This is a genomic window from Herbiconiux daphne, from assembly GCF_024979295.1.
Taxonomy (GTDB): Bacteria; Actinomycetota; Actinomycetes; order Actinomycetales; family Microbacteriaceae; genus Herbiconiux; species Herbiconiux daphnes.
Window position 1 is genome coordinate 648,827 of the sequence record NZ_JANLCJ010000001.1, and the last position, 13,507, is coordinate 662,333.

Here is a 13,507-nt window from a genome sequence, read left to right on the forward strand (position 1 = left end):
TCTTGCGTCGATTGTCGAGTGCTCAGAACCGCCCGGTGGTCTCCAGGAACCGGATGAGCTTCAGCCCGAGATGCAGCGTGCTGCGAGCGACGCCGTCGTTCAGCGCCTCCTTCACCACCGGTGGCATGTTCTCGAGCCGGTAGTACAGGGTCGTGCGGTGGATGTGCAGGCGCTCGCAGGCGTGCTTGACCTGGGATCCCACATCCAGGTAGGTCTCGACCGTCTGGCGCTGCAGGGCGTCGCCATCCGCGCAGAGCGTGTACGCGGCAGGGGAGAACAGCGCCACCTGCGCGCCGTCGGCGCGAATGGACGAGAGCATCAGCCAGGTGCCCAGCTCGCTGATGTCGGCCACCCCGCCGAACTGGGGAAGCGGCAGCACCGTCTCGGCAGCGGTGACCGCCTGGTCGACGGTGCCGCGCAGATCGTCGGCCTGCCGGGCGTGCCGAGCGGTGCCGATCGCCCGCACCGTCAGCGAGCGGGCGGCGGCCTCGGTCGTGATCTGCTCGACCACGGCCGCCGAGTCGGCCGCCCGCACGGCGAACAGCTGGGTCACGCCGCGTTCGCCGAGATAGAAGATGCCCTGTGTGCGCCGGGCGTCGAGCTGCCGGCCGAAGGCGACCCGTTCGACGGCACCGGATCCGGAGTCGAGCATCACGGCCACCACCAAGGTGCCCGGGCCCCGCTCGAGCCACAGGTTCGTCACCGCATCCTTGAAGGCCCGGTGCGCGGTCGCGGGGTCGTCGGAGAGCAGTCGGCCGATGACGGCCGACCGGGCGCTGCTGTCATCGGCCGGCAGCCGGCAGGAGAGCTCCTCGCGCACGAGCAGTAACGCTGCGTCGAGGGCGGCGTAGTGCGCCGCCGTGAGCGGCGGCAGCGATCCGGTGATCAGCCACAGGATGCACAGCGGGCCGGCTTCGTCGCGCACCGGGATCGCCAACCGCTCGAGCCCGCCGAGCGGCTCCAGGTCGACTCTCACCGGCTGGCGGGCCTCGGCGACCCGCAGACCCTCGACCAGCGCGCGGGCCTCCGGCGGTGTGCGCCGCTGCAGCAACGTCTGCAGCCGGATCTCGTCGATGACCTCGCCCTGGGCGCTGGCGGCGACCGGCCGGTGGTTCAGGTCGCTGATCACGACGGATCGACCGAGAGCGGTGGCGAGCTCGTCGACGATGTCCTGGATGTTCATGTCGAGGCCCACGCTACGGGCGGGCAACGCGCGGGCGCGTGGCCCTCCCGTTCATACCCTCGGAACGACGGTTCGCCCGTTCGACGTTCGTCGCAACGGGAGTCATCAACAGTCCCTGTGTCGGGCGCGGCACGGCGCCTAGTCTCGTGGCACGACGGAGGAGGAATGAAGCGACCATGACGACGAGAACGGCCCGGCAGCCGCAGGCACCCGTCGGCACGATGGCACCCGCCCGCACGGGCACGCTCGCCGACCACCGCTCGTGGTCGGCTGCGCTCATGGTGTTTGCCGGCGGCGCCCTCGGCACGGTCGCGCGGGAGTCTCTCGACCTGCTGACGCCCGCCGATCGGCTCGTCTACACCACATTCGCGATCAACCTCCTCGGATCCTTCGCGCTGGCGGTCGCCTACACCGCGCTCCAGGCGCGGCACACGGGCGCCGTCGCGGCCCGGCGGGTGCGGCTGCTGGCCGGAACCGGATTCCTCGGCGGGTTCACCACGTACGGGTCGTTCGCCGTCGCCACCGTGGTTGCCGGGTCGCACGGCTCGGTCGGCGACGCCGTGCTCTACGCCGTGGGCAGCCTGCTGCTCGGGGCGATCGCGGCCCTCCTCGGTCGTTGGGTGGTGGAGCGGCTGACCCGGTCCGCCCGGGCCACGCCCCTGGCGGACCAGCGGGCGAAATGACCTCCTTCCTCCCCCTCACCGTCCTCGGCATCGCTGTCGCCGGAGGCCTCGGAGCCGTGCTGCGTCTCGTGATCGGCGGGCACATCCAGCAGTGGTCGGGGTGGACCTTCCCGATCGGCACCGCCGTTGTCAACGTGTGCGGCTCGTTCCTGCTCGGGCTCGTCATGAGCGCGGCCACGACCTCGTTCGGCCCGGCCTGGCTCGCCATCGCCGGAACGGGGTTCCTCGGCGGCTTCACCACCTTCAGCACCGCGAGCGTCGACACGGCCGACCTCGTGCGGGGCCGGCATCCGTGGCGCGCCCTGCTGAACGCCGCCGGGGTGGGGCTGCTCGCCCTCGCGGCCGCCGCGATGGGCTACTCGCTCTGACCGAGAACGACGCGGACCCGATAGCGAGCGCCGGTAGCGCGAGCCCGGCGTAGCCGATGAGGAAACCAGCAGCACGCGGCGCCGGCCGATCCAGTCGCTCACCTGGCTGTTCTGGTCACGAGGTGAACGGGAGCGAGGCTGCGAGCCGGCGCCCGTAGTCGGAGATCCAGCGACCGACGGGCAGCCGCTCCCGGTCGTAGCGGGCGAGCGCCTCGGGCAGGGGCAGCTCGCCGAGCAGGGCCGCTAGGGTCATGGCGTCACCCGCCGCCTTGGCCGCCCCCATCGCCGTGTGCGGCCGTACCATCACCGCGGCGTCGCCGAGCAGGGCGACCCGGCCCCGCGCCATCCGCGGGGGCACGTAGTCGAAAATGGCCTGCAAGAAGGGCTCGCCCTCGGCTGCGACGGCGACCGCGAACGGCTCGGGCAGCTCGCGGTGCGCGGCATCCACCAGCTCGGTGCGAAGGCCGGTGGGCAGCTGGCCCGGCGCCAGCGAGACTCCGCCGCGGCCGCGCCCCGAGGTGACCATGAGCGCGTCGAGCTGCTGCGGGGTGAGTGGGCGATACCAGACCCAGTTGTAGCGCCGGCTGCCGCGCTGCACCTCGCCTGCGGCGCCGGGAACGAGGTAGCCCAGCATGTGGGCGTTCGGCCCGTTGAAGAACGCGAAGCGGTCGAGCAGCAGGCCGGCGGCCTCGGGGAGAGTGCGCTCGGGAACGAGGCCGCGCCAGGTCACGTAGCCCGCATAGGTGTTCGCGTGATGCTCGGGCGCCACGGTGGGTCGCACGACGGAGTTGAGCCCATCGGCCCCGACCACCAGGTCGACCTGTTCGTGCCGACCGTCGGCGAAGTGCACGGTGGCGTGCTGCTCGGTGGAGTCGACCCCCTCGACCGGGCTGGCGAGCCGGTACGCGTCCGGGGGCAGCAGCTCGAGCAGCACCTCGTAGAGGTGATCCCACGAGAGCTGGGTCTGCGGGGAGGGATCGCGGGAGGCGATCCGGCCGGAGCGGTCGAGCGTTATGCGCTCGTGGGCGATCACGCCCACCCGGCCGGCGTCCTCACGGCCCAGGCGGCGCAGCAGCTCGAACAGCTCCTGCTGCGCCACGAGCCCGGCGCCACGCCGGGCCAGACCGTGCGTGGAGCGCTCGAAGACGGTCACGTCGTGTCCAGCCCGGGTGAGCAGGGTCGCGGCGAAGAGGCCGCCGATCGACCCGCCGACCACGGCGATCCGGAGCCGGTCAGGCATGGCGGGATCTCGGTCTCGGTTCATCGCTGATCCTTCGGCCCGGTGTTCTTGCCGGGCGAGGTCGTCGACCTCCGTGGCGGAGTGACGCGGGCTGCATGAGGACTCCTTCGCCGACGGGTCTCTGTAGCCGACGAATGTAGTGACCCCTCCGGGCGCCGCAGTGCGACACACGACGAGTCTTTCCGCACCCCCTGTCGCAAGGCCCTGCAAGCCGCCGCCGTCGGTGGCCGAGACGCGTGCCACCTTCATCGTCGCGAAGCGCCGCTGAGCTCTCCTCCCGGTGCTCGCGGTCACCCGGGAGCGCCCCGGCCGAGAGGCGGCGGTCTTCCGACAGACCCGGCGGCGGGATGGCGGGAACCCGACGTTATGCCCGCCGCCCGCGATGCCTATCGTCGGGGTGGAGACGAGCCTGCGCCGCACTCGCGCTGCCGGGCCGTCACCCCGATCGGAAGAAGATGCAGATGAGCCTCATCGATGACGCGATCAGCGCCAACTCAGCCCTCGCGGCGAGCTACGACAGCTCGCACAGCGGGCGACCCGCACCGAAGGTCGCCATCGTCACCTGCGCCGACCCCCGGCTGAGCGGCATCGTGCCGCTGCTCGGGCTCGCCGATGCCGACGTCGACATGATCAGGAACGTCGGCAGCGTGATCGACGATGACTCGGTGCGCTCGCTCGTCATCTCGACCCGGGTGCTGGGAACGCGCGAGATCATGATCATCAACCACAACGAGTGCGGCGTCACCACCTTCACCGACGACGAACTGCAGCAGCGGCTCCGTGACGAGACCGGGATGTCGCCGATCGCGCCTTCCCGTTTCTACAGCTTCACCGACACCGAGCAGAACACGCGCGAGCAGATGCAGAAGGCGCGGTCGCATCCGTGGATCGCCGCCGAGGTGCCGGTGCGCGGATTCGTCTTCGACGTGCACACCGGGTTGCTCAGCGAGGTGATGCCGCTCGAAGCGGCGGTCGCCGCGCGAGTGCACTGACGCGGGTGCCTGCCATGCCGAGCGCCGAGATGCGGCAGCTGCTCGACACGTTGCGCGAGCGCCGGCGGATCGCCGAGGGCCAGCCGCCGCCGACGGTGGCCGAGACACGTGCCACCTTCGCGCCCGGCGGGCCGGTGCATCCGCTCCCGCCCGACGTGCGGGTGCGCGACGTCATCGCCGGTGGCGTGCCGGCGCACTGGCTCGACGCGCCCGGCGTCGACCGCGACCGGGTGCTCGTGTTCTTTCACGGCGGCGGCTACGAGTTCGGGTCGATCCGCAGCGACGGCGAGCTGGCAGCCCGCCTCGGGCGGGCGGGCGGCCTGCGGGTGCTCTTCGCCGAGTACCGGCTGGCGCCGGAGCATCCGTTCCCCGCGGCGATCGACGACGCGGTGGCGGTGTGGCGGTGGCTCACGCACGACGAGGGTGTCGAGGCAGGCTCGATCGCCGTGGCCGGCGACTCGGCCGGGGGTGGGCTCGCGGTCGCCCTGCTGGTGGCGACGCGCGACGCCGGTGAAGCACTGCCGGCCGCGGCCGTGCTGATGTCGCCCACGGTCGACCTCACCGGTTCGGGCCGGTCGATGACCGAGCGGGTCGACGACGACGTCATCTCGACGCCCGCACTCTTGCGCCGGCTGGCCGAGGACTACCTGGCCGGCGCCGACCCGCGCACGCCGCTGGCCTCGCCTCTCTTCGCCGACCTGGCGGGGCTTCCGCCCTTGCTCATCCATGTGGGAACGGCCGACCTGCTGCTGAGCGACGCCGAACGCCTGGCCGACGCGGCGCGGGATTCAGGAGTCGACGTGCGGCTGGAGGTGGGCGAGGGCCTGCCCCACGTCTACCAGCTCATGCTCGGCACCCCCGAGGCCGCCGACGCCACGCGCCGTATCGGCGCTTTCCTGCGCGAGCACCTGCCGAGCACCTCTGTGTTTAGCGACGCTTGAACTGTAAAGTGCACCTGTACGACAATCACCACGACAAAGGAGTACTGATGATTGATCTGTCTGGCAAGATCGCGGTCGTGACCGGAGGCGCTCGCGGCATCGGCGCGGCGACCACCTCCCAGCTCGTCGCCTGTGGAGCACAGGTGGTGATCGCCGACGTGCGACAGGATGCCGCGGAGGAGGCCGCCCGACGCCTCGCGCCAGGCGTGCACGGCCGTTACGTCGACGTCACCGACAGCTCCTCGGTGCGCGAGCTGGTCGAGTCGGTCGCGGCGGAGTTCGGCCGCCTCGACATCTGGATCAACAACGCCGGAATCGTCGAGGACTCCCTGGCCCTCGATCTCGCCGACGACGTCTGGCAGCGCACGATCGACGTCGACCTGACGGGCACGTTCTACGGCGCCCGCGAGGCCGGCCGCTACATGTGCGCCCACGGCGGCGGCGCCGTGGTGAACATCTCGTCGATCGCGGCCTACCGCGCCACCCGCCCCGAGCACCATGTGGCCTATGACGTGGCGAAGATCGGCGTCGCCCACATGGCGAAGGTGCTCGCGTCGGAGTGGGCGACCGCGGGTGTGCGGGTGAACGCGGTGGCGCCGGGCTACACGAACACCGACATCCTGAAAGACGTCGGCGCGAACAATCCCGAGATCATGAAGTCGTGGCTGAGCCAGATTCCCCAGGGCCGGTTGATCGATCCCGAGGAGATCGCCCGGGTCGTGACCTTCCTGGCCTCGGATGCGGCGAGCTCGATCACGGGCCAGGTCGTGCACGCCGACGCGGGCTTCACCGCCTGGTGAGCCCCGTGACCTTTCGGGTGCGCGACTTCCACCCCGAAGACATCGACGCGATCCTGCGCCTCTGGGAGCAGACCCGCGCCGAGAGCGAGCCGGTCTACGGGCTCTCCGAGGTAATCTCGTCGTGTCAGCAGGACCACGCGGTGGTGGCCGTGCACGACGAGAAGATCATCGGCGCCGCGGTCGGCCGCGCCGCCCACGCGCAGGGGTGGATCGTGTTCGTCGCCACCCAGAGCGACTGGCAGGACCGAGGGGTGGGCAAGACCATGCTCGCCGCCCTCGAGCACCGCATGGCGGGGCTCGGGCTCCAGAAGCTCTCGGTGCTGCTGCCCGAGTCGGCGGTGCGGGTCGATGCGTTCAGCGACCAGGGCTTCGTGGCCAAGAAGAACCTGCGCTACTTCGAGCGCCAACTGCCCGTGCAGCGCAAAGAGCTCGACACGCTCAGCGAGCTCGGCGGCCGAGTGCTGCCCCGCGGGCTCTGGGACGGCATCGGCGGCATGCAGGCCGAGAAGGAGCTGCTCGAGCGGCGGCTCGTGATGCCGCTCGCCAACGCCGACCTCGCGGCCCAGTTCGGCGTGGTGCCGCCGAGCGCCGTCGTGCTGTTCGGGCCGCCCGGCACCGGCAAGACCACATTCGCCCGGGCCATCGCCTCGCGGCTGGAGTGGTCGTTCGTCGAGGTGTTCCCTTCGCGCCTGGCGGCCGACCCGGCCGGGCTAGCGGGTGCCCTGCGCGAGACGTTCGTCAAGATCGACGAGCTCGAGCACGCCGTGGTGTTCATCGACGAGGTGGAGGAGATCGCGGTGCAGCGCGGCGGCGAACCGCCCTCGGCCCTGCAGGGGGTGACGAACGAACTGCTGAAGATCATCCCGGCCTTCCGTGATCAGCCGAACCGGCTGCTGGTGTGCGCGACCAACTTCATCCGGGCGCTCGACACCGCCTTCCTGCGCCACGGCCGGTTCGACTACGTCATTCCGATCGGGCTCCCCGACGCCCAGGCGCGCGCGTCGATCTGGTCGCGCTACCTGCCCGAGACGGCCCGGCAGCACGTCGACGTGTCGCTGCTGGTGGAGCGGTCTGAGGGGTTCTCGCCGGCCGACATCGAATACGCGGCGCGCAAGGCTTCGCAGACGGCACTCGAGGCCGCCCTGTTCTCGGGCGAGCCCCACGACGACGACAGCGGGCCGCAGCTGTCGAACTACCTCGACGCGATCGCCGAGACCAGGGCAACGGTCTCCGACGAGGTGGCCGCCCAGTTCCTCGAGGACATCGAGTCGATCGCCCGGCTGTAGGCCGGCGCGAGCTCAGGCGAACGAGAGCCCGAACAGACCCGGCAGCTCGAGGTAGCGCCCGTCGGGTCGGGAGACGAAGGTGAGCATGGTGTGCTCGCAGGTGCGGCAGAGCAGGATGAGCCCCTCGTCGTCGATCTCGACCACGGCCTCGGCGAGGGTAGCGCTCGCACCGCAGTGACGGCAGGTGCCCACCACCATCGTGATGTCGATGCCGAAGACATCGCTCAGGGGCCCGGCGGCGACGTTGCCGTCGACCCGGTCGTGCACTCTGCCGGCGGGATGGCGTTGCGGCATGTCAGACACCTCCGAACCTCTCGGTCTTGATGCGCATGGGGTCGTGGCCGAGGTCGACCAGGATGCCGGCGACGGCTTCGACGAACGACGTCGGCCCGCAGACGTAGACCATCGGCTTCTCGGCGGGCGTGAACGCGGTGGTCTCGATGATCGATCGGTCGATGCGCCCGGGCTTGCGGGGAGATTCGGGCGGCGCCTGCCTCGTGTAGACCCAGTCGAGCGTGAAGGTGCTGCTCACGAGCCCCATCAGCTCATCGGCGTAGAGCGCGTCGGCGGGCGTGCGCACGGAGTAGATGAACCGGCATCCGGTCGTGCTTTTCGACCTCTGGTGGGCCCGCGCGATCGACACGAGCGGCACCGATCCCGAGCCGCCGGCGATGAGCTGCACCGGATCGGTCTGCGAGTCGCGCCAGACGAAATAGTTGCCGATCGGCCCCCGCACCTCGAGCTGGTCGCCCGGTTGCACGTCGTCGACCAGATAGGGCGACACCTCGCCGTCGGCGACCTCTTCGACCGCGAGCTCGATCGACGTGCCGGCGCCGAACGAGGCCACGGAGTACGACCGCACGGCCTGGTAGCCGTCTTCGGCCGTCAGGCGCAGATCGAGGTGCTGACCCGGCAGGTTACCCGGCCACGACGGAACCTGCAGTTCGAGGATGCGGCCGTGTGGCGTCATCCGGGTCGCCGAAGCGACCGTTCCCGGCAGCCAGCCGGCGACGATCGGCTCTACCAATAGCGCTGTTCTTTCCAGGGATCGCCATAGAGGTTGTAGCCGTTCTGCTCCCAGAAGCCGGGGTCGTCGTTGGCATGCATGGTGATGCCGTTGACCCACTTCGCGCTCTTCCAGAAGTAGAGGTGCGGAACGAGCAGGCGCGCCGGCCCGCCGTGCTCGGGGTCGAGCGGAGCGCCCTCGAACTCGAAGGCGATCCACGACTTGCCTCCGAGCAGGTCTTCGAGGGGCACGTTGGTGGTGTAGCCGCCGTAGGAGTGCGCCATCGTGTACTGATCGCTCGTGCTGATGTCTGTGAAGAAGTGGTCGAGGGACACCCCCCGCCAGTGCGTGCCGAGCTTCGACCAGCGCGTGACGCAGTGGATGTCGGTGCCGATCTCGTCGATGGGGAGCGCCATCATGTCGGCCCACGACCACGACTTCTTCGTGCCGTCTTCGGTCACGATGGTGAAGCTCCAGTCGGCGGTGTCGACGCGCGGCGTCGGGCCGGCCGACAGCACCGGGAAATCTTCGGTCAGATACTGCCCCGGGGGCAGTTTGGGGTCGGACTCACGCCGCCGATCGCCGAATCCACGGGAAAAAACGCCCATCGTGCACCTCCGCTAGAGAATGTGGTTCCACCGTATAAGACGCAGGCGGCCGGGGCCTAACGACAATTGACGCAGAGTCGGGTCATGCGTTAACGTGATGGCTGTAAACGTTTACGAGAACGTTTACAGCCCAAGACGCCGATACGACGCCTTCCAATGACGCAAGGAACCCCGTGCCCCTGACGAAGAAGTCCACCCTGGTGCTGGTCGCCGAGCGAGCCGGCGTCTCTATCGCCTCCGTCTCCCGCGTGATGAACGGTCTGCCGGCGTCGCAGCAGGTCATCGACCGGGTGCGTGCCGCCGCCGACGAACTCGGTTACGTTCCGGATGCCACGGCCCGCTCGCTCAAGGCGGGTAAGACCGAGCAGATCGCCCTCGCCGTGGCCGATGTCGGAAACCCGGTCTACGTGGGCATGATGCACGAGATCTCGCGTGTGGTCACGAAAGCGGGCTACCGGCTCGTGCTCTCGTCGACCGGCAGCGACCCCCTCGACCAGATCGATCTGCTCACGAGCCTCAACCGCGGCTTCGCCGACGGCCTCATCCTCAGCCCGTTGCGGGTGACCGAGGAGCTGGGGCAGCAACTGCGCGCGAGCCGCCTGCCGATCGTCATCATCGGGTCGCTGCCGCCGGGCGTCGAGCTCGACAACGTGCGCGCCGACTCCGTGCGCGGCATCGCCCTCGCCGTCGACCACCTGGCCGCCCAGGGCCGGCGGCGCATCGCCTTCATCAACGGCCCGGTCGACACCGTTCCGGGGGCCGCGCGCCTCAACGGCTACCTGCGCGCCCTGACCGAGCAGGGGCATCCGCAGAACGCCGACGCCCAGGTCGGCGCGAGCGACTTCACCTACCGGGCCGGTCTCAAGGCGGCCGCCACGTTGCTCGACCAGACCACGCCCGACGCCATCGTGTGCGCCAACGACCTGCTGGCCGTGGCCGCGATGAAGGTCATCTCGAAGCGCGGATTGCGCGTGCCCGACGACATCGCGATCGTGGGCATGGACGACACCGATATCGCCGACCTGGCGCAGCCGTCGATCACGAGCGTCGACCTGCGGTCGACGAAGCGCGCGCGGGCGGCGGCGAAGCTGCTGCTGCGGCGGCTCGAGAACCCGCAGGCCCCCGTCGAGCAAATCGTCATCGAACCGAAGCTCACCGTGCGCGCGTCGTCGGTGACAGGAGCGAGGGAGGCGGAACTGTGACCACCGAGGCCACCCGGGCGATGGTGAGCGAACGCGAGACCCGTGCGCCCAAGCCCCCGAAGACCCCACGGCGCAAGTCGCTCGGCAACATCGGCCGGGGCGGGCGCGAAGCCTGGCTGCTCGTGCTGCCGGCCCTCATTCCGGTCGTGCTGTTCAGCGTCTACCCGCTCGTTCAGGGCATCCTGCTCGGCTTCACCGACGCGAAGGCCGGCCTCGGGCAGGTCGTCACGTTCAACGGGGTCGACAACTACGTGAAGCTCCTCGGCAACGAGCTGTTCTGGAACTCGTTCCGCATCGGCCTGATCTGGGCCTTCGGTGTCACCATCCTGCAGTTCTTCGCCGCTCTCGGGCTGGCCCTGCTGCTGAACCTCGACATCAAGTTCCGCTGGCTCGCCCGCACCCTGGCGCTCGTGCCGTGGGCCATGCCCCCCGTGATCATCGCCATCATGTGGCGCCTCATGCTCAACCCGACCTACGGGCCCATCAACGGGTTCCTGCGGGCGATCGGCCTGCCGGGCGACACCAACTGGCTCGGCGACTTCTCGACGGCCTTGCCCGCCGTCATCGTGGTGGGGGTCTGGGCCGGCATGCCGCAGACCACCATCACCCTGCTCGCGGGGCTGCAGAACGTGTCGGCCGACCTGCACGAGGCCGCCGCGATCGACGGCGCGAACGCGCTGCAGCGCTTCTGGCACATCACGCTGCCGGCGCTGCGGCCCGTGATCGTGGCCATCACCACCCTCGACCTGATCTGGAACTTCAACTCCTTCGCCCTCGTCTACGTGCTGACCGCGGGCGGGCCGGGAGGCCAGACCATGCTGCCGATGCTGTTCGCCTACAACGAGGCGTTCCGCTACGGCAACTTCGGCTACGCCGCCGCCATGGGCAACGTGATGGTGGTGGTCATCGCCGCGTTCCTGTTCTTCTATCTGCGCAGCCAGGCGAGGAGCCGTCTGTCATGACCCAAGCCATCGCATCCGCCGGTCGCGGCACGCGCCTCACGCCGTCGGCTAAGCGCACCCGCCGCATCACCCGCCCGCTGCAGTACATCGCCCTCGCGGCCTACGTCGTGTTCCTCGGCTTTCCACTGCTGTTCCTGCTCATCACGGCGTTCAAGACGCCGCAGGAGCTGCAGTCGCCGAACCCGGCGTTCCTGCCGCAGCAGCCCAACCTCGACAACTTCTTCGCGGCGATCGAGAAGGCGAACCTCATCCAGGCGGCCGGCAACAGCCTCTTCGTCGCCGTGCTCACCACGGTGATCGTCACGGTGATCTCGCTGCCGGCGGCCTACGCCCTGGCGCGGTTCCGCACCATGCTGCGCGGCATCGCCACCGGCTGGATCCTGCTCAGCCAGGTCTTCCCGTTCATCCTCATCATCATCCCGTTGTTCCTGGTGCTCAAGCAGATCGGCCTGATCAACAACCTCTTCGGGCTGGTGCTCGTCTACACGGTCTGGTCGCTGCCGTTCGCGCTCTGGATGCTGCAGGGCTACGTCTCCGGCGTGCCCATCGAGCTCGAGGAGGCGGGGTCGATGGACGGCGCCTCGCGCATCCGGGTGCTGCGCTCGATCGTGCTGCCGCTTCTGGCGCCGGGGCTCGTGGCCACGAGCCTGTTCACCTTCATCTCGTCGTGGAACGAGTTCTTCTTCGCCCTCGTGCTGATTCAAGACCCCAGTCTGCAGACGCTGCCGCTCACCCTCGCCCGGTTCGTGGGGGCGGAGGGCCAGGTGCAGCTGGGGCAACTGGCGGCCGCATCGTTGCTCGCGACGATTCCGAGCCTGGTCTTCTTCGCCCTGATCCAACGACGGCTCACCTCGGGCCTCACGAGCGGTGCGGTCAAGGGCTGACCACCTGCATCACGCAAACAAAAAGGAGAGAACAATGAGACGCAAGGCACTGCTGGGCATCGGAGCCCTCGCTGTCGCCGGACTGCTGGGCGGCTGCGCGTTCGGCGGCGGAGGCACCGCCACGAGCAGCACCCCCGAAGGCCCTGTGACGCTGACGTTCCAGAGCCTGGCCTACCAGGACTCCACGGTCGCGGCGACGAAGGAGATCGTCGACTCGTGGAACGCCGACAACCCCGACATCCAGGTCGACCTGGTGCAGGGCAGCTGGGACAACGTGCACGACCAGCTGGTCACCCAGTTCCAGGGCGGCACCGCGCCCGACATCATCCACGACGAGTCGAGCGACATCCTGGGCTTCGCCAACCAGGGCTACCTGGCCGACATCGGCCCCTACCTCAGCGACGACGTGAAGAGCGCGGTCTCCGACGACGTGTGGGAGACGGTGACCACCTCCGACGGCAAGATCGTGGCGGCCCCGACCCTGCTGCAGACTTACGTGGCCTTCGCCAACACCGACGCCTTCGCCGCCGCCGGCGTCGAGGTGCCGACGGGCGACGAGCTGACCTGGGACGACCTGCAGGCCGACGCGAAACAGCTCACCTCGGGAGGCAACTTCGGCGTGGGCTGGGGCCTCAAGCAGCCCACCGCGGCCGTCATGAACACCGCCCTCGGCTTCGGCGGCACCTTCTTCGACGTCTCCGACGACGGATCGGCCACCATCTCGGTGGGCGAGCCCGAGCTCGCGGTGCCCGAGAAGATCCACGCCATGGCCTACGACGACGCCTCGCTCGACCCCGTGACGTTGACCCAGTCGGGCTCCGACGTGCTGCCCGGCTTCCTCGGCGGCAAGTACGCCATGTACATCGGCGGCAACTTCCTCGCCCAGCAGATCACCGAGTCGGCACCCGACGGCTTCAACTGGACGGTGCTGCCCCCGCTGGCCGGCAGCGACGGGCCGGTGCAGGCCGCCAACCCGCAGACCATGTCGGTGTCGGCCCAGAGCAAATACCCCGAGCAGGCCGCGAAGTTCATCGACTACTTCATGGGGGCCGACAACCAGGCGAAGCTCGCCCAGGGCGACTGGCTCATCCCCACCTCGTCGGCCGCCCGCGACGTCGTGGCCGAGCAGACCGCCGACACCCCGGTGTGGGCGCCCATCCTCGCCACCGGCGAAGACCTCTCGGGGGCTCCGTTCCAGAAGGCGTCGAACTACCCGCAGTGGAAAGACCAGTACGCCACCCCGGGTCTGCAGCAGTATTTCGCGAACTCGATCAGTCTCGACGACCTGAGCAAGCAGCTGACCGACGGCTGGGACTCGATCGGTTGACCCCGGATGCCGCGTGCCCGCCGCA

The 13,507-nt window shown here is 69.6% G+C and carries 15 protein-coding genes; 10 read left to right on the top strand and 5 right to left on the bottom strand.

Annotated elements, in window-relative coordinates; translation table 11 throughout:
- Positions 1 to 22: 22 nt before the first annotated feature.
- Complete coding sequence (locus N1032_RS03400) at positions 23 to 1,183, bottom strand: helix-turn-helix domain-containing protein (protein ID WP_259537441.1); 1,161 nt, start codon at positions 1,181 to 1,183, stop codon at positions 23 to 25.
- A 176-nt stretch (positions 1,184 to 1,359) separates the two neighbouring features.
- Between N1032_RS03400 and N1032_RS03405 the strand changes: the two genes are divergently transcribed.
- Both N1032_RS03405 and N1032_RS03410 read left to right on the top strand, forming a co-directional pair.
- On the top strand, positions 1,360 to 1,866 hold the full coding sequence (locus tag N1032_RS03405) for a fluoride efflux transporter FluC (RefSeq protein ID WP_259537443.1): 507 nt from the start codon (positions 1,360 to 1,362) through the stop codon (positions 1,864 to 1,866).
- Positions 1,863 to 2,234, top strand: coding sequence for a fluoride efflux transporter FluC (locus tag N1032_RS03410; protein ID WP_259537444.1), 372 nt, complete (start codon positions 1,863 to 1,865; stop codon positions 2,232 to 2,234). Before N1032_RS03405 ends, N1032_RS03410 begins: the two co-directional genes overlap by 4 nt.
- Positions 2,235 to 2,349: 115 nt before the next feature.
- On the opposite strand, the gene N1032_RS03415 is transcribed toward N1032_RS03410, so the two are convergent.
- Complete coding sequence (locus N1032_RS03415; RefSeq protein WP_259537445.1) at positions 2,350 to 3,498, bottom strand: FAD binding domain-containing protein; 1,149 nt, start codon at positions 3,496 to 3,498, stop codon at positions 2,350 to 2,352.
- Positions 3,499 to 3,935: 437 nt separating this feature from the next.
- Between N1032_RS03415 and N1032_RS03420 the strand changes: the two genes are divergently transcribed.
- Genes N1032_RS03420 through N1032_RS03435 form a run of 4 tightly spaced genes read left to right on the top strand, consistent with a single transcriptional unit; the run spans position 3,936 to position 7,493 of the window.
- Positions 3,936 to 4,466, top strand: a complete 531-nt coding sequence (locus N1032_RS03420) for a beta-class carbonic anhydrase (protein ID WP_259537446.1) — start codon at positions 3,936 to 3,938, stop codon at positions 4,464 to 4,466.
- A gap of 14 nt (positions 4,467 to 4,480) precedes the next feature.
- The gene (locus N1032_RS03425) at positions 4,481 to 5,407 is read left to right on the top strand and encodes an alpha/beta hydrolase (RefSeq protein ID WP_259537972.1); all 927 of its coding nucleotides are present in this window, start codon (positions 4,481 to 4,483) and stop codon (positions 5,405 to 5,407) included.
- Between the two features lie 47 nt (positions 5,408 to 5,454).
- On the top strand, positions 5,455 to 6,207 hold the full coding sequence (locus N1032_RS03430) for an SDR family NAD(P)-dependent oxidoreductase (RefSeq protein ID WP_259537447.1): 753 nt from the start codon (positions 5,455 to 5,457) through the stop codon (positions 6,205 to 6,207).
- A gap of 5 nt (positions 6,208 to 6,212) precedes the next feature.
- Positions 6,213 to 7,493, top strand: a complete 1,281-nt coding sequence (locus N1032_RS03435; RefSeq protein ID WP_259537448.1) for an ATP-binding protein — start codon at positions 6,213 to 6,215, stop codon at positions 7,491 to 7,493.
- Positions 7,494 to 7,505: 12 nt separating this feature from the next.
- On the opposite strand, the gene N1032_RS03440 is transcribed toward N1032_RS03435, so the two are convergent.
- Genes N1032_RS03440 through N1032_RS03450 form a run of 3 tightly spaced genes read right to left on the bottom strand, consistent with a single transcriptional unit; the run spans position 7,506 to position 9,107 of the window.
- The gene (locus tag N1032_RS03440; RefSeq protein WP_259537449.1) at positions 7,506 to 7,787 is read right to left on the bottom strand and encodes a DUF6510 family protein; all 282 of its coding nucleotides are present in this window, start codon (positions 7,785 to 7,787) and stop codon (positions 7,506 to 7,508) included.
- A 1-nt stretch (position 7,788) separates the two neighbouring features.
- Positions 7,789 to 8,520: an FAD-binding oxidoreductase gene (locus N1032_RS03445; RefSeq protein WP_259537450.1), complete on the bottom strand. Its 732-nt coding sequence runs from the start codon at positions 8,518 to 8,520 to the stop codon at positions 7,789 to 7,791.
- Complete coding sequence (locus N1032_RS03450) at positions 8,514 to 9,107, bottom strand: sulfite oxidase-like oxidoreductase (RefSeq protein WP_259537451.1); 594 nt, start codon at positions 9,105 to 9,107, stop codon at positions 8,514 to 8,516. Before N1032_RS03450 ends, N1032_RS03445 begins: the two co-directional genes overlap by 7 nt.
- Positions 9,108 to 9,280: 173 nt before the next feature.
- On the opposite strand from N1032_RS03450, the gene N1032_RS03455 reads away from it, so the two are divergent.
- Genes N1032_RS03455 through N1032_RS03470 form a run of 4 tightly spaced genes read left to right on the top strand, consistent with a single transcriptional unit; the run spans position 9,281 to position 13,482 of the window.
- On the top strand, positions 9,281 to 10,309 hold the full coding sequence (locus tag N1032_RS03455) for a LacI family DNA-binding transcriptional regulator (RefSeq protein ID WP_259537452.1): 1,029 nt from the start codon (positions 9,281 to 9,283) through the stop codon (positions 10,307 to 10,309).
- Positions 10,306 to 11,271 carry a carbohydrate ABC transporter permease gene (locus tag N1032_RS03460; protein WP_259537453.1) on the top strand — a complete coding sequence of 322 codons (966 nt, stop codon included), beginning with the start codon at positions 10,306 to 10,308 and terminating at the stop codon, positions 11,269 to 11,271. Before N1032_RS03455 ends, N1032_RS03460 begins: the two co-directional genes overlap by 4 nt.
- Positions 11,268 to 12,155, top strand: a complete 888-nt coding sequence (locus N1032_RS03465) for a carbohydrate ABC transporter permease (RefSeq protein ID WP_259537454.1) — start codon at positions 11,268 to 11,270, stop codon at positions 12,153 to 12,155. Before N1032_RS03460 ends, N1032_RS03465 begins: the two co-directional genes overlap by 4 nt.
- A 34-nt stretch (positions 12,156 to 12,189) precedes the next feature.
- Positions 12,190 to 13,482 (top strand): ABC transporter substrate-binding protein, encoded by a 1,293-nt coding sequence (locus N1032_RS03470; protein WP_259537455.1) that lies wholly within the window; start codon positions 12,190 to 12,192, stop codon positions 13,480 to 13,482.
- Positions 13,483 to 13,507 lie beyond the last annotated feature (25 nt).